The organism is Bradyrhizobium sp. ISRA436 (assembly GCF_029910015.1).
Lineage (GTDB): Bacteria > Pseudomonadota > Alphaproteobacteria > Rhizobiales > Xanthobacteraceae > Bradyrhizobium.
In genome coordinates this window covers 3639602-3654461 of record NZ_CP094519.1, presented here as the reverse complement: position 1 = coordinate 3654461, position 14860 = coordinate 3639602, and the positions used below count along the sequence as shown (strand labels likewise).

The window sequence follows — 14860 nt, the reverse complement described above, 5'->3', positions numbered from 1 at the left end:
GGGGCTGCCGACACCTGTTCTCAATCGGCGTCCATAGCGCGTTCGAGCGACGGCGTCACCGCCTCGCGCAAATAAAAACGTCGAAATATGCGTCAGTCCAAGGGCCTTAGACGGCCTTGCTGCCGACATCCGAGCGCGCGGACGACGGCGCTGCATCGTGATCGATGGCCTTGGTGGGCTCCGGCTTGTCTGCAACCTTGTCGTCGTCCTGCATGCCCTTCTTGAAGGCCTTGATACCCTGAGCGACGTCACCCATCAGGTCCGAAATCTTGCCGCGTCCGAACAGCAGCAGGACCACTGCGATCACGAGGATCCAGTGCCAAATGCTAAGCGAACCCATCCTGCAACCCTCCAGAAATGGCCGGCGAGCCGGCCTGAGCTTTGCCGGAAGGTAGGCCCGCGCGGTGTCAAAAACAAGGACCTCAGCCGCGGCAAATCGCTGTCGCGGCTACGTAATATTGCTAGGCTTAACCGGGAATATTTCGGGCTATTCGCCCTTCTCCTCGGCGCCGTCGTCATCACCCGCATCGCTGGCGCCGGCGTCCGGTTCGTCGGCGTCAGGTTCGGCCGCTTCCGGCTCAGCGCCAACTTCAGCTTCGACCTCGGTTTCGGCCTCGGCTGTCGTTTCAAGCTCTGCTGTCGCTTTGGTCCCGGCCTTCGATTCCGCCGCTTCCGGCTCAGCGGCAGGCGCGAGCAGCAGTTCCAGCGTGTCGCCGGGCTCGAGCGGCTCCTCATCCTCGCGCAGCGCAGCATCGTCCGAGGGCGATGGAACACTAAATCCAGTCGGCAGGCGAGAGTCGAGCAAACCCGTGCCCTTGAGCTCTTCGAGCCCCGGCAGGTCGCCCAGCGCTTCCAGGCTGAACTGCGACAAGAACCCGTCGGTGGTTCCGAAGGTCAGCGGACGGCCCGGCGTCTTGCGGCGGCCGCGCGGGCGAATCCACCCGGTCTCCAGCAGCACGTCGATGGTTCCCTTCGACGTGACCACGCCGCGGATCTCTTCGATCTCGGCGCGCGTTACGGGCTGGTGATAGGCGATGATCGCAAGCACCTCGATCGCGGCGCGCGACAGCTTGCGGGTCTCGGTGCTCTCCCGCGTCATTAGCCACGACAGATCGCCCGCAGTGCGGAACGTCCACTTGTTGGCGACGCGAACCAGATTGACGCCGCGCGGAGCATATTCCGCCTGCAACTGCGCGAGCGCCGCCTTGACGTCGACGCCGTCAGGCATCCGCTTTGCCAGCGTCGCCTGATCGATCGGCTCGCTCGATGCAAACAGCAAGGCCTCCAGGAGCCGCAATTCTTCGGGACGCGCGATCGGATCCACAGGAGCAACCTCCTCCTCGACCTCTTCTATGCGCCGTTCTGCCAGGCTTGCCATGGCATGCTCTCCTTCTTCCACTTACTCGACCGACAGGTCCGGGGCCGCCATTGCGGCTTGCGGTGGACGCTTTCGGAAATAGATCGGCGCGAACGCCTGCTTCTGATTGATCTCCATCTCGCCTTCGCGAACCAGTTCGAGGGCCGCGGCGAAGCTCGACGCGAAGACCGTTGCTCGCTGCGTGGGATCGGCGACGTAGTTCATCAGATACTCGTCGAGACAGCTCCAGTCCTCGGCGATGCCGACGAGCCGCTCCAGCGAGGCACGCGCTTCCGCGAGCGACCACACGGTGCGCTTGGCCAGATGCACCGACGTCAGCACGCGCGACTGACGCTGCGTGGCATAGGCCGACAAGAGATCGTAGAGCGTCGCGGTGAACTTCGGATGCTTGATCTCCGCGATCGATTCCGGATTGCCGCGCGGAAAGATATCGCGCTGGAACTGCGGCCGGTTCATCAGCCGGTTGGCCGCTTCGCGGATCGCCTCCAGCCGGCGCAGCCGGTTGGCCAGCGCGGTCGCCATCTCCTCGGCGCTCGGCCCTTCGGCGCTCGGCGGCTCCGGCAGCAGCAGCCGCGACTTCAGGAACGCAAGCCAGGCCGCCATGACCAGATAGTCGGCCGCGAGCTCGAGCCGGATCTTGCGTGCCGCCTCGATGAACGAGAGGTACTGATCGGCTAGCGCGAGGATCGAGATCTTCGCGAGGTCGACCTTCTGCTGGCGGGCGAGCGTCAGCAACAGGTCGAGCGGGCCCTCATAGCCCTCGACATCGACCACCAGCGCCGGCTCGCCTTCCGCCACGTCGGCCGGCCGCCCCGTCTCAAACGATAGAATTTCAGCGGTCATGCCGTCCCTATCCGATTCAACAACGCGTCCAGTTCCGCCCATGCCGATCGCCTGTCAAACAGCTCAGGCGGCTTCCGTGCAGCCAGCGCCCGGTTGGCGCGCTCAAGTGCCTTGCCGGTCAGTTCCGGCGTCTCGCGTGCAACCTCGCGCATTTCGTCGATGTTGCCGTTGCAGTGCAGGACCATGTCGCAACCGGCGCTGACGATGGCCCGGGTCCTTTCCCCGATCGATCCAGCCAGCGCATTCATCGACACGTCATCACTCATCAACAAACCCTGGAACCCGATCAGGCCGCGAATCACCTGTTCGATGATTGTCGCAGAAGTCGTCGCCGGATGGGCGGGGTCGAGCGCGCTAAACACAACATGTGCGGTCATGGCTATCGGCAAGTCCGCAAGTGGCTGGAACGCAGCGAAATCGGTCCGTTCCAGCTCGGATTTTGCGATATCGACGGTCGGAAGCCGGAAATGGCTGTCCGCCGTGGCCCTGCCGTGACCCGGGATATGCTTGAGAACCGGCAGGACGCCGCCCTGTTCCAGTCCTTCGGTGACGGCACGGGCGATGGCGGCGACCTTTCCCGGTTCGGTTCCATAGGCACGGTTGCCGATCACGGCATCCGCTCCGGCAACCGGCACGTCCGCCAAGGGCAGGCAGTCGACGGTTATTCCAAGGTCGGCCAGATCCGCTGCGATCAGGCGCGAACTGAGCCGGGCTGCCGCCAGCCCCAGTTTCGGGTCGATGTCGTAGAGCGCACCGAAGCTTGCGCCGGGCGGATAGGCCGGCCAATTCGGTGGACCGAGCCGCTGCACCCGGCCGCCCTCCTGATCGATCAGGACCGGCGCATCGGCCGCGCCGACGACTTCCCTAAATTCCTCAACAAGAGCGGAGACTTGCGCCGGAGTCTTGATGTTACGCTTGAACAGGATGAAGCCCCATGGCCGCTCGGCGCGAATGAATTCGCGCTCGGCGTCGTTGAGGGCCAGTCCAGAAATGCCAGTAATGAATGCGCGGCTCGTCATGCGGCCGATTAGGCCGCATGCGGTTCACGGGTCAAGGAAACCGCCGTTAATTCCTTTGGACGACGCACTGTCCACCGGCGGATTTCAGGCTTCCGCAGAACTGCGACGCCTCCTCCGGCGAGCCGAACGGCCCGACCATCGCGCGATAGTAGACACCCTTCCCGCCAAGGTCGGCCCGCTTGATCACCGGGGAATGCCCACCGAGCACGCCCGGGAACTTGTTCTGCAGTGCCCGGTACGATGCCTGGGCATCGGCCTCGTTCCTCTGCGACGACACCTGGACCAGATACCCGCCGCTGCTGATCGAGGCGGTCGGCGCCGTCGATGCCATCCGGGTCGGAGGCGCCTCGGGCTGGCTGGCCGGCGCCAGCGACATCGGCTGGTTCGCACTGGCATTGGCGGACGCCGGATTGCCGCGGGGCGCTTGCGCCCTGGCGGCTGCCGGAGGCTTGGTCGGCGCGGGTGCCTGGGCCTGGGACGGCGCGCCATCAGGGTTATCGCCCTTGACCGACAGGGTCCGGATCTTGCGCGGCTCGTTGTTCGGCAGCGTCCCGTTGGCCGTGATCGGCGGCGGCGGCGCGGTCGTCGTCCCCACGCTGGAGACCGGCGGCGGGTTCGCATTGGCGTTCAGCGGCGGAAACACGACGCGCGGTCCGGCGGTGTTCGCGTTGACGTCCACCGGCGTCTCCTCGCGCGACACGATCTTCTCGGTGCCGTCGCCCGTGGCCATCCGGTCCGGCGTCTTGGCCGGCGCGTCGGCCTGGGCCGGGATCACCTTGGTCGGCGTGTTGTCAGCCTTGATGATCGGCGGCTCTCCGCTGCGAGGTGAACCAACATAGGTGCGATAGGCGAACGCCCCTCCGGTCCCGACCACCGCGAGCGCCAGCACCGCGGCGACCGTCATCAGGCCGCTGGTCCGCCGGCGCGGCTCGGGCTCTTCCTCATAGCCCTGATAGGCATAGGGATCGTCGGGATAGGCCGGCGCACGCTGCAGATCCTGCTCGCTCGCTTCCAGCTGCCCATACAGCGCGTCGTCGTAGCGCGACGGATCGTAGTCGGCGCCCTGGTACTGCTGGTCCTCGCCGTAGGTCTCGGCCTGCTGATAGGCAGGCTCTGGATCATGATCAAAGGCCTGAACCGGCTCGGGCGCGGGCTGCGCCTGCTGAGCCGCATATCGGTGCAACGGATGCACCGGACGCGGCTGGTAGTCCTGTTCCGGTTCGTCGTAGTCCATCTGGGGCTGCTGCTGCGGCGGCGCAGCTTCCTGACGCGCGCGCTGCATCCAGGGCGGCGGCCCCGCGGGCGGTGCATCGTCGTCTTCGACCGGCGGCTGATAGGGTTGCGGCCGCACATTGGCTCGCGACTGCAGCGGATGCGGGGGCTGTGGCTTGCTGGCGTTGCCGAACGGATCGGTCTGCCCGATCAGCCGGGCCAGCTCGGCAAGCGGATCGCTCTCGGCCTTGTGGGCCGCATCGGGATAGGCACCGCGATCGTGATCGTCGGCGGCGGGAAAAAGTCGATTCTGATATCGATCAGCCATTGTGATGATGCATCCCCTTCGGGACAGCGCCAAGATCGCCGGTACAGCCGGTACGAACGAGTTGGCCCCTGCCAGATGCCCTCACAAATCCCCACTCGTGAGGGCCAAATGCCCCTACCTACCGCATCTCGGTCGGAGCGTGGACGCCTAGAACAGCTAAGCCCGATGCCAGAACCGAGACGACGCCCTGAACCATTGCCAGTCGCGCCCTCGTGATCTCTGCATCATTATTGATAATGAAGCGTAAATAGGGCAAATCGCGCCCCTTGGTCCAGAGCGCATGAAATTCGCTGGCCAAATCATACAAATAAAAAGCGATTCGGTGCGGCTCATGGGCGACCGCGGCCGCCTCGATCATCCGCGGATAGAGCGCCAGCCGCTTTAAAAGATCGATCTCGGCCGGGTCAGTCAGCCGCTCGACAGCGGCATTCCGCAGGCAGGCCAGCCGGGCCTCCTCGGCCTCGGGGAGATCCGGCACCGCCTCCTCCCGCGCATTGCGGAAGATCGAATGCCCGCGGGCGTGGCCGTACTGCACGTAGAAGACGGCGTTGTCCTTCGACTGCTCGATCACCTTGGCGAGGTCGAAATCGAGCACGGCGTCGTTCTTGCGGAACAGCATCATGAACCGGACGGCGTCGGAGCCGACCTCGTCGACCACCTCGCGCAGCGTGACGAACTCGCCGGAGCGTTTCGACATCTTCACCGGCTCGCCGTCACGCAGCAGCTTCACGAGCTGCACGATCTTGACGTCGAGCGTCGCCTTGCCCGCGGTCACGGCCTTCACCGCCGCCTGCATGCGCTTGATGTAGCCGCCGTGATCGGCGCCGAACACGTCGATCAGATTGGCGAAGCCGCGATCGAACTTGCTCTTGTGGTTGGCGATGTCGGAAGCGAAGTAGGTGTAGGAGCCGTCCGACTTGATCAGGGGACGATCGACATCGTCGCCGTAGGCTGTGGCGCGGAACAGCGACTGTTCGCGGTCCTCGTAGTCCTCGACCGGCTTGCCCTTCGGCGGCGGCAGGCGCCCCTCATAGATGTCGCCCTTGGCACGCAGGAAATCGATGGTCTCGGCGACCTTGTTGTTGCCGTTCGCGATCAGCGACCGCTCGGAGAAGAACACATCATGATGGATGTTGAGGGCGGCGAGATCGCCCTTGATCATCTCCATCATCATCGCGATCGCCTTGTCGCGCACGATCCGCAGCCACTCGGCTTCGCTCACGCGCAGCAGCTTGTCGCCATGCTCCCTGGCCAGCGCCTCGCCGACCGGCTTCAGATAGTCGCCCGGATAAAGCCCTTCCGGGATCGCGCCGATATCCTCACCCAGCGCCTCGCGATAGCGCAGGAAGGCCGAGCGCGCGAGCACGTCGACCTGTGCGCCGGCGTCGTTGATGTAATATTCGCGGCAGACGTCGAAGCCCGCGAACTGCAGCAGGCTGCACAGCGCGTCGCCGAACACGGCGCCGCGACAATGGCCGACATGCATCGGCCCGGTCGGGTTGGCCGAGACGTATTCGACGTTGACCTTCTCGGCCTTGCCGATGTCGCTCCGCCCATAGGCCGTGCCCGCCGCCAGCACCGCACGCAGCGCGTCGGTCCAGACCTGCGGCTTGAGCGTGAGATTGATGAAGCCTGGTCCCGCGACCTCGACCGAGGCCACCAGCGCATCCGCGCGCAGCCGCTCCGCGATCTTGTCGGCCAGCTCGCGCGGCTTGGCCTTGGCGTCCTTGGCGAGCACCATCGCGGCATTGGTCGCCATGTCGCCATGGCTGGCATCGCGCGGCGGTTCGACCACGACGCGGGACAGATCGACGCCGGCGGGCCAGTTGCCCTCGGCGGCAACAGCAGCACAGATGGCGTGTACGCGCGCCAGCACGTCGGCGAAAAGATGCGATGAAACGGTGATGTCGGCCATGGCAGGCCGCCTAACGCAAATCCGGGGTCAAGTCAAAAAGCCTGTGGTGCTCGATCAGGGCGAAACGGTCGGTCATCCCGGCGATGAAATTGCCGATCCGCCTGTTGCGCGCGCCTTCAGTCTCCGCCTCGGTGCCCTCGATCCATTCCGCCGGCAGGTCGCCCGGCGAGCGCCGGTAGCGCTCGAACAGGTCCCGGACCACCTGTTCCGCGTCCCCCATGATCTGCATCACCCGCGGATGGCGATACATCCGCCGGTACAGGAACGCCTTGATCGCCGCCTCCTCGTCGGCCACGTCGGGCGGGAACGCGATCAGCGGCGCGTGGTGATGACGCACGTCGTGGGCGGATTGCGGCCGGGCGGCCGCGAGCCGCCTGTTCGCCTCGGCAACCACAGCGCCGATGAAATGCGAGATCAGCTCGCGCACCAGTTCGGCGCCCCGCCGAACCTGATCAAGATCGGGATAGTGCCGGTCGATCGCGCCGATGAACTCCTTGGTCAACGGCATCTCCTTGAGGTCGTCGACGGCGAACAGCCCGGCCCGCAGCCCGTCGTCGATATCGTGCGCGTCATAGGCGATGTCGTCGGCGAAGGCCGCGACCTGCGCCTCGAGCGAGGCATAGCTCCAGAGCTCGAGATCGTAGGTCGCATTGTAGTCGGCGATTCCGACCGGAATGCCGCTGTCGCGATAGCGCCCGGCTGGCGCGCCGCCGCGCTCGGTCAAGGGACCGTTATGCTTCACGATCCCTTCCAGCGATTCCCAGGTGAGGTTCAGCCCGCCGAATTCGGGATAGCGGTGCTCCAGCGAGGTCACGACCCGCAACGTCTGCGCATTGTGGTCGAAACCGCCATCGGCCTTCAGGCACTCGTCGAGGGCCCGCTCGCCGGCATGGCCGAACGGCGGGTGACCGAGATCGTGCGCCAGCGCCAGCGTCTCGGTCAGGTCCTCGTCGAGGCCGAGCTGGCGAGCCAGCGCGCGGGCGATCTGCGCCACCTCCAGCGAATGGGTCAGCCGGGTGCGGTAGTGGTCGCCCTCGTGGAAGACGAAGACCTGGGTCTTGTGCTTGAGGCGACGGAACGCGGTGGAATGGATCACCCGGTCACAGTCGCGCCGGAACGGGCTGCGGGTCCGGCTCGGCGGCTCCAAGACCAGCCGGCCTCGGCTGCGATCGGGGTCGCAGGCATAAGGCGCGCGGGGGGCAGCCATTCCGACCGACACGGTATTTTAGTTCCTATCCATTTGATTCCACGGCACGACGCACTTAACTATGCGGGGTGCGCAATACCAAGTGAATTGGGTATGACGCACGAGCATGATCCGGAAAAGTGGCACCGGTTTTCCGATCAGATCATGCTCAAATAGGAGCTTCGGAGACCGACCATGACTGCCGCCATCACCGTCAGCGAACGAGCCGCCCGCCGTATCGGGCAGATCCTCAGCAAGGAAGGCGAAGGCGCCAAGCTGCGTATTTCGGTCGAGGGCGGCGGCTGCTCCGGTTTCCAGTACAAGTTCGACGTCGAACGCACCCAGGCCGATGACGACCTCGTGATCGAGCGCGACAGCGCCGTGGTGCTAATCGATCCCGCCTCGGTCCCGTTCCTGGCGGGCTCCGAAGTCGACTTCGTCGACGATCTGATCGGCGCCTCGTTCCGCGTCGTCAATCCGAACGCCACCGCCTCCTGCGGCTGCGGCACCAGTTTCTCGATCTGACCCCTTTTGCTCTATTGCGCACGCAACCGCGTGCGCCTACTCCGCCGCGACCACCTGCGACCGCTCGGCGTCGCCGCCGGCATCAAGCTGCGGATCCGAGCTTGCGCCGCAGCCTGCGGTCAAGATAGCCGTAGATCACCGGCGTGATGAACATGCACAGCAATGACGTGTTGTGAACCAGTCCACTTTGGGGGTATCGCTGTGGGTACGGGCTGACCGCTCACGCGGAAAATCCCATATCATAAGGACTTCCGATGGCAGTGCGCGTAGCGACCTGGAACGTCAATTCGATCCGGCAGCGGATCGAACTCCTCATGAGCTGGCTGAAAGAGTGTTCTCCGGACATCGTCTGCCTGCAGGAAATCAAATGCGTCGATGAGGCGTTTCCCCGCCTCGAAATCGAGGCGCTCGGCTACAACGTCGTCACCCACGGCCAGAAGACCTTCAACGGCGTCGCGCTGCTGTCCAAATTACCGTTCGACGAGACCAAGTCGGGACTGGCCGGCGACGACGAGGACGCCCACGCGCGCTTCCTTGAGGGCGTCGTCACGCTGAAGCAGGGTGTGGTCCGGATCGCCTGCCTTTATCTGCCCAACGGCAACCCGCCGAATACCGACAAATATCCATACAAACTCAAATGGATGTCGCGGCTTCTTGAGTATTCGAAAGAGCGCCTTAAGACCGAAGAACCGCTGATCCTGGCTGGCGACTTCAACGTCATTCCGGCGGCCCGGGACGTCTACAATCCGGCCGCCTGGATCGATGATGCCCTCTTCCGCCCTCAGACGCGCGAAGCCTTCCAGTCGTTGCTCGGCCTCGGCCTGACCGATGCCCTGCGCACAGTCAACGACGAGCCGGGTCTATACACCTTCTGGGATTACCAGGCCGGAGCTTGGCAGAAGAACTGGGGCCTCCGGATCGACCACCTGCTGATGTCGCCACAGGCGAGCGACCGGCTGATCGATGTCGGCATCGACAGCTACGTCCGTGCCTGGGAGAAGCCGTCCGATCATGTCCCGGTCTGGGCCGACCTCGATTTCGAGACGGCCTGACCCGCCATCGCGCTAGAACGTCAACTGCACCTTCATTGAGCGCGAGCGGTCGCTGGCGAGTTCGAAGGCATCGACTGCGGATTCGAACGGGACCGAGGCCGACACCAGCGGCTTCAGGTCGACCAGCCCCTCGCCCATCAGCCGCAGCGCCAGCTCGAACTCGGGATCGAAGCGAAAGGTGCCGCGGAGTTGCAGCTCCTTGGTGACAATGGTGTTGATCGGCAGCGTCATCTCGCCGCCGAGCCCGACCTGCACGATGACGGCACCGGGCCGCAGCAGATCGAGCGCCGGCCGCAGCGCCGCCTGATTGCCGGAGGCCTCGAACAGCACGTCGAGCTGACCCTTGCCGGCCTTGTAGGGGTCGAGCGCGGCGGCATCCGTTGCGCTGTTGATCGCCCGCGTCGCACCAAGCTTGCGTGCGATCGCCAGCGGCGTCTCCGCGATGTCGGTGGCGACGATCTCCGCCGCACCACCATAGCGCGCGACCACCACCATCAGCGCCCCGATCGGCCCGCAGCCCGTGACCAGCACCCGCTTGCCGAGCAGGCTGCCGGCCTGGCGTCCGGCATGAAGACAGACCGCAAATGGCTCAGCCATTGCCGCCTCGGCGAACGACAGACGGTGCGCGATCGGGATCGCCTGCGATGCGTCGACCGTCATGAATTCGCGGAAGCCGCCCTGCACATGCGGAAAGCGCATCGCGCTACCGAGGAAGCGCATGTCGGTGCACTGGTTGCGCATGCCCTCGCGGCAATAGGAGCACTGCCCGCAGGGCAGGCTCGGATTGACCGCCACTCGCATCCCCGGACGCAGATGCGAGACGCCCGCGCCGACATCGGCGATCGTTCCGGAAATCTCGTGCCCCAGCGCCATCGGCTCTCGGATCCGCACCGTGCCGAAGCCACCATGATGGTAGTAATGAAGGTCCGAGCCGCAGATGCCGCCGGCCGCGATCTTGACGCGCACCTGATGAGGCGCCGGCGCCGGATCCTCGAAGCTGTCGATCCGCAAATCGTGGGGAGCATGGATGACGACGGCGCGCATGGGTTCAGTCTCTCTGTTGGTGGCCGATTGGATCGATGCGGCTACATCGCCGCCAGCATGCCGCCGTCGACATAGATGATTTGCCCGTTGACATAGTTGGACGCCTCCGAGGCCAGGAAGATCGCCGCGCCGACCAGTTCGTCCGGCTTGCCCCAGCGCTTCGAGGGGATCCGCGACATCAGCCAGTTGTTGAACTCGGGGTTGGACATCAGCGCCTCGTTCATGTCGGTCAGCATGTAGCCTGGCCCGATGGCGTTGGCCTGGATGCCGCTCTGGGCCCATTCGACGGCCATCGACCGCGTCAAATTGCGGATGCCACCCTTCGCCGCCGTGTAGGGCGCGATCGTCGGCCGTGCCAATTCGCTGCCGAGCGAGCCGATGTTGATGATCTTGCCGCGCTTGCGGGGGATCATCCGCTTGGCCGCCTCGCGCCCGGTGACGAAGGCGCTGGTGAGGTTGGTCTCGATCACCTTGCGCCATTCGTCGGTGGTGAATTCGACGAGCGGCTTGCGGCGCTGGATGCCGGCATTGTTGACGAGGATGTCGATCTCGATGCCCTCGCGATCGAAGCGCTCGAAGGTCGCCACGATCGCGGCCTCGTCGGTGACGTCGAAGGCTGCGCCCTCAGCCTGGTGGCCAGCGGCGCGGAACTCGGCGACCGCCGTCTCCACCCGTGCGGGGTCAACGCCGTTGATGATCAGCCGCGCGCCGGCCTTCGCCATCCCTTCGGCAATGGCGCGGCCGAGGCCGCGGGAGGAGCCGGTCACGAGCGCGGTGCGGCCGGAGAGATCGAACAAGGCTGTGCTCATGTGAGGTCCTCAAATGTTGGAGCGGCGCACGGTCAGGTCGGACCGTTCGTAAACAGCAGGAAGCAGGTCGACACCGAGCCCCGGCCCTTCCATCGGATAGACAAAGCCATCCTTGATCACGGGCATGGTGGTGACAAGCTCGTTGTACCAGCCCTTATAGAATGCGCGCACGGACTCCTGGATCAGCGTGTTCGGCTGGCTGAACGACATGTGGATTGCGGCGATGAAGCCGACCGGCCCGATGCAGTCGTGCGGCGCGAATGGCCGGTGATAGGTCTCGGCCATCGCCGCGATCTTGCGGCCTTCGGTCAGCCCGCCGGTCCAGCACAGATCAGCCATCACCACATGCATCGCGTCGCGGTCGAGCATGTCCTTGTAGGGAAAGCGCGAGCCGAGCGTCTCGCTGGCGCAAACCCAGACGTCGGTCGAGCGCGCATATTCGGCGAGCGCCTGCGGCGAGTTCATGCGGATCGGGTCCTCGTACCAGGTCGGCTTGTAGGGCTCGAGCGCACGCGCGATCTGCTTTGCTGTCGGCAGATTCCACAACGAATGGAGTTCGACCATGATCTCCATCCTATCGCCGACGGCTTTGCGGATCTTCTCGAACGGCTCGATCGCCTGCTTCATCTGCGCCGCGGTGATGTAGAGCCCTTTGTTCTCCTGTGCGGCCGGATCGAACGGCCAGATCTTCATCGCCGAGATGCCGCTCTCCAGCAGGCTTTCGGCGAGCGCATCGGCGCGGTTCATGAAGGCATCGAGGTCTTCGTAAGGGCCTTGCGCCTCGCCCAGGCTCCAGTTCGACACCGGGCTGATGTTGGTGGAGCGGACATATCTGGTGCCGGCGCAGGTATTGTAGATGCGCTGCTTGTCGCGGCACAGGCCGCCGAGCATCTGGTGCACTGGCTGGCCGCAGACCTTGCCGAACAAATCCCACAGTGCGATGTCGATGGCGGACGCAGCACGATATTCGACGCCGGTCGATGACTGCGCCATCGGCAGGTTGAGCATGTCGCGGTGGATCGCCTCGATATGCAGCGGATTACGCCCGAGCAGCCGCCCGGCAAACGTGTCGTGAATCTGCGCCTCGACCGCGCCCGCGCCGTAAAAGGTTTCACCAAGCCCGATTAATCCGGTGTCGGTGTGAACCCGGACCCAGATCACATTGGCGAACTCTTCCGTCCGCAACGTCTCGATCGAAGTGATCTTCATTTGCGATATCCTCCCGGAACCCGCGCGGTCACGGGCCCTTCTTCTTGATGGCAAATACGCCCCTGTCGCGGAGGTCGTGGGTCAACGATACGGCCGCTTGTAATATTTCACAACATGTTTTAAGCACGCGAGGATCAATCGGGCTCACGCGATGGACGCGGGCCGGCGGGAGGAAGGCAATGGTACGGCGCAAGCGTGCGCTTCAAATCGTGCGTCCCGGCGATGGCGACGAAACCCCTGGCCGGCGCAACCGCGTCAATTTTTTCGAACTCGCGTATCAGCGGATCGAGGATCTGCTGGTCAATTGCGAGCTCAAGCCGGGCCAGTTCCTCACCGTCCAGGACCTGCAGACCCTCACCGGCTTCGGCCGCACGCCGGTGCACAACGCCGTCAGCACGCTGGCCGCCGACACGCTGATCATCATCCGTCCGCGTCACGGGCTACAGATCGCGCCGATCGACCTGGCGCGCGAGCGCCTGCTGCTGGCGCTGCGGCGTGACCTCGAGCGCTTCGTCATTCGCCTTGCCGCCGAACGCGCCAGTCTCTCGCATCGCAATCAGGCCCTGCACATCGAGCGGGTGATGAAGGACAAGCGGGCGACGCTGACGCTTGACGAATTCAACAGCCTCGACCGCCGCATCGACAGCCTGATCCTGGCCGCCGCCGGCGAACCTTTCCTTGCTCACACACTGCGGCCGCTGCACACCATCTATCGCCGCATCGGCTTCATCCATCACAGCTATATGCCCGGACAAGCCGACCTGGCGGGCACCATCGACAGCCATCTCGCCATTCTCAACGCGGTGGCCAACCGCCGCGTTGACCGCGCGATGGCTGCGAGCGACGCGCTGATCGATCACATGGATACGATGTTCGAGGGCATGGAAGCCGGCATCGATCCGCGGCTGCTCGATTGCAGCATCGAGCCGCTGCTAGGCGCGTGACACTTCAACGGACAACGAGAGGAATGGCAATGACCACGATGGCACTTCCGCAGCAAACGGCAATCGACGGCGCGGTCCGCCACCTCGTCACGAACTACAGCCCCAAGGGCAACAAGGTCGGCTGGCTGATGATGGCCTCGATCCTGGTCGAAGCCTGGGATCTCTACTCGATCGCCTTCGTGCTGATCTTCATCAAGGAGCAGTACAATCCCGATCCGCTGATGCTCGGGCTCGCCGCCGCCGGCACGCAGGGCGGCGCGCTGATCGGTGCGTTGATCGGCGGCTGGCTGTCCGACAAGATCGGCCGCCGCGTGATGTTCATCGCGACCATGATCATGTTCATCGTGCTGGCGCTGGCGCAGGCCATCGTGCCCAACGTGACCTGGCTGATCGTGATCCGCTTCCTGCTCGGCATTCCGCTCGGCAGCGACATCTCGACCGGCTACACCTACATCATGGAATCCATGGCCAAGGGCGAACGCGAGATCATGGGCAATCGCTGGCAGTTCATGTTCGCGGTCGGCGAAGTGCTGACGATCGGCGTCATCATTCTGTTCCTGCTCACCGGGATGCACCATGAGACGCTGTGGCGCGTCACGCTCGGTCTCGGTGCCGTCCCTGCCCTGATTATCCTGATCATGCGCCACGATGTGCCCGAAACCGCCGTGTGGCTGGTGCAGCGGGGCCGTTTCCGTGAGGCCAAGCAGGTCGCGCGTCACATGTACAATGACGATCTGGCGATGCTGCCCGACCAGGACGTCGTGCTGCCAAGGCCGCGCACGTCCGCCTTCATCGCCGATCTCCGCAAGGATCCGATCCGCTGGCGCGCCACGCTGTACGGCTGGATCGCCTGCTTCGCCCAAGGCAGCGAGTTCTCCACCTTCGCCTTCTATTTGCCGGTGCTGTTCGCGATGGTCGGCGTCTCGACCGTCCTCGGCAACAACCTCGTCACCATGGCGCTGTTCACGTTCGCCGCAGTGTCAGGCTGGGTCGGACCGCTGCTGACGCCGAAGATCGGCCACCGCGGCATCGCCATCGCAGGCTTCGGGATTGTGCTGGTCTCGCTGCTGGTCGCGGCGGCCGCGCTCTACACCGACCACAAATACATCCTGCCGTTCGCGGCTGCCGGCATGCTGTGGGGCCACTATTGGGACGCCTCGAACTGCATGACGATCCCGACCATGGTCGCCAAGCCGCAATATCGCGGCACCGCGTCGGGCTTCGCCTACATGTTCGTGAAGCTGCCGTCGTTCCTGGCGATCTTCCTGTTCCCGTCGCTGTTCGCGGCGATCGGCCAGGCCAACGCGACGCTGTTGGTCGCGATCTTCCCGCTGATCGGGCTGCTTTCCGCGATCTTCATCCTACCGGAGGTGTATGGTTACGAGCACGACTGACG

The 14860-nt window shown here is 64.7% G+C and carries 13 protein-coding genes and 1 pseudogene; 4 read left to right on the top strand and 10 right to left on the bottom strand.

The window, feature by feature from the left end; translation table 11 throughout:
* Positions 1 to 106 precede the first annotated feature (106 nt).
* From MTX23_RS17310 to MTX23_RS17280, 7 genes and pseudogenes are all read right to left on the bottom strand, one after another.
* The gene (locus MTX23_RS17310) at positions 107 to 340 is read right to left on the bottom strand and encodes a twin-arginine translocase TatA/TatE family subunit (protein ID WP_280977872.1); all 234 of its coding nucleotides are present in this window, start codon (positions 338 to 340) and stop codon (positions 107 to 109) included.
* A 171-nt stretch (positions 341 to 511) separates the two neighbouring features.
* A pseudogene (gene scpB, locus MTX23_RS17305) lies at positions 512 to 1378 on the bottom strand (SMC-Scp complex subunit ScpB); the annotation flags it as partial.
* Between the two features lie 21 nt (positions 1379 to 1399).
* Complete coding sequence (locus tag MTX23_RS17300; protein WP_280977871.1) at positions 1400 to 2221, bottom strand: ScpA family protein; 822 nt, start codon at positions 2219 to 2221, stop codon at positions 1400 to 1402.
* A complete protein-coding gene (gene nagZ / locus MTX23_RS17295) occupies positions 2218 to 3240 on the bottom strand; it encodes a beta-N-acetylhexosaminidase (protein ID WP_280977870.1) in 1023 nt (340 codons plus the stop codon). Before nagZ ends, MTX23_RS17300 begins: the two co-directional genes overlap by 4 nt.
* A 46-nt stretch (positions 3241 to 3286) precedes the next feature.
* A complete protein-coding gene (locus MTX23_RS17290; protein ID WP_280977869.1) occupies positions 3287 to 4780 on the bottom strand; it encodes an SPOR domain-containing protein in 1494 nt (497 codons plus the stop codon).
* A gap of 118 nt (positions 4781 to 4898) precedes the next feature.
* Positions 4899 to 6695, bottom strand: a complete 1797-nt coding sequence (gene argS, locus MTX23_RS17285) for an arginine--tRNA ligase (protein WP_280977868.1) — start codon at positions 6693 to 6695, stop codon at positions 4899 to 4901.
* A 10-nt stretch (positions 6696 to 6705) separates the two neighbouring features.
* Positions 6706 to 7914, bottom strand: coding sequence for a deoxyguanosinetriphosphate triphosphohydrolase (locus tag MTX23_RS17280; RefSeq protein WP_280977867.1), 1209 nt, complete (start codon positions 7912 to 7914; stop codon positions 6706 to 6708).
* 162 nt (positions 7915 to 8076) lie between these two features.
* Between MTX23_RS17280 and erpA the strand changes: the two genes are divergently transcribed.
* Together erpA and xth are read left to right on the top strand one after the other, a co-directional pair.
* Positions 8077 to 8406: an iron-sulfur cluster insertion protein ErpA gene (gene erpA, locus MTX23_RS17275; RefSeq protein ID WP_016846874.1), complete on the top strand. Its 330-nt coding sequence runs from the start codon at positions 8077 to 8079 to the stop codon at positions 8404 to 8406.
* Between the two features lie 254 nt (positions 8407 to 8660).
* Positions 8661 to 9458: an exodeoxyribonuclease III gene (gene xth, locus MTX23_RS17270; protein ID WP_280977866.1), complete on the top strand. Its 798-nt coding sequence runs from the start codon at positions 8661 to 8663 to the stop codon at positions 9456 to 9458.
* A 12-nt stretch (positions 9459 to 9470) separates the two neighbouring features.
* On the opposite strand, the gene MTX23_RS17265 is transcribed toward xth, so the two are convergent.
* From MTX23_RS17265 to MTX23_RS17255, 3 genes are read right to left on the bottom strand one after another with little or no spacing between them, the layout of a single operon-like run.
* Positions 9471 to 10502, bottom strand: coding sequence for an L-idonate 5-dehydrogenase (locus tag MTX23_RS17265; RefSeq protein WP_280977865.1), 1032 nt, complete (start codon positions 10500 to 10502; stop codon positions 9471 to 9473).
* 41 nt (positions 10503 to 10543) lie between these two features.
* The gene (locus MTX23_RS17260) at positions 10544 to 11311 is read right to left on the bottom strand and encodes an SDR family oxidoreductase (protein ID WP_280977864.1); all 768 of its coding nucleotides are present in this window, start codon (positions 11309 to 11311) and stop codon (positions 10544 to 10546) included.
* 9 nt (positions 11312 to 11320) lie between these two features.
* On the bottom strand, positions 11321 to 12520 hold the full coding sequence (locus tag MTX23_RS17255) for a mandelate racemase/muconate lactonizing enzyme family protein (protein ID WP_280977863.1): 1200 nt from the start codon (positions 12518 to 12520) through the stop codon (positions 11321 to 11323).
* Positions 12521 to 12699: 179 nt separating this feature from the next.
* Here MTX23_RS17255 and MTX23_RS17250 point away from each other — a divergent pair, with 179 nt between their 5' ends.
* Positions 12700 to 13464: a GntR family transcriptional regulator gene (locus MTX23_RS17250; RefSeq protein WP_280977862.1), complete on the top strand. Its 765-nt coding sequence runs from the start codon at positions 12700 to 12702 to the stop codon at positions 13462 to 13464.
* A 29-nt stretch (positions 13465 to 13493) separates the two neighbouring features.
* The gene (locus tag MTX23_RS17245; protein ID WP_280977861.1) at positions 13494 to 14858 is read left to right on the top strand and encodes an MFS transporter; all 1365 of its coding nucleotides are present in this window, start codon (positions 13494 to 13496) and stop codon (positions 14856 to 14858) included.
* The last annotated feature ends 2 nt before the right edge of the window (positions 14859 to 14860 follow it).

Excerpts from the sequence above, each read along its gene's own strand:
- nagZ (WP_280977870.1), bottom strand. The coding sequence starts at position 3,240 with ATGACGAGCCGCGCATTCATTACTGGCATTTCTGGACTGGCCCTCAAC.
- erpA (WP_016846874.1), top strand. The coding sequence starts at position 8,077 with ATGACTGCCGCCATCACCGTCAGCGAACGAGCCGCCCGCCGTATCGGG.
- MTX23_RS17260 (WP_280977864.1), bottom strand. The coding sequence starts at position 11,311 with ATGAGCACAGCCTTGTTCGATCTCTCCGGCCGCACCGCGCTCGTGACC.
- MTX23_RS17250 (WP_280977862.1), top strand. The coding sequence starts at position 12,700 with ATGGTACGGCGCAAGCGTGCGCTTCAAATCGTGCGTCCCGGCGATGGC.
- MTX23_RS17310 (WP_280977872.1), bottom strand. The coding sequence starts at position 340 with ATGGGTTCGCTTAGCATTTGGCACTGGATCCTCGTGATCGCAGTGGTC.
- MTX23_RS17245 (WP_280977861.1), top strand. The coding sequence starts at position 13,494 with ATGACCACGATGGCACTTCCGCAGCAAACGGCAATCGACGGCGCGGTC.
- MTX23_RS17290 (WP_280977869.1), bottom strand. The coding sequence starts at position 4,780 with ATGGCTGATCGATATCAGAATCGACTTTTTCCCGCCGCCGACGATCAC.
- xth (WP_280977866.1), top strand. The coding sequence starts at position 8,661 with ATGGCAGTGCGCGTAGCGACCTGGAACGTCAATTCGATCCGGCAGCGG.
- MTX23_RS17265 (WP_280977865.1), bottom strand. The coding sequence starts at position 10,502 with ATGCGCGCCGTCGTCATCCATGCTCCCCACGATTTGCGGATCGACAGC.
- MTX23_RS17300 (WP_280977871.1), bottom strand. The coding sequence starts at position 2,221 with ATGACCGCTGAAATTCTATCGTTTGAGACGGGGCGGCCGGCCGACGTG.
- MTX23_RS17255 (WP_280977863.1), bottom strand. The coding sequence starts at position 12,520 with ATGAAGATCACTTCGATCGAGACGTTGCGGACGGAAGAGTTCGCCAAT.
- argS (WP_280977868.1), bottom strand. The coding sequence starts at position 6,695 with ATGGCCGACATCACCGTTTCATCGCATCTTTTCGCCGACGTGCTGGCG.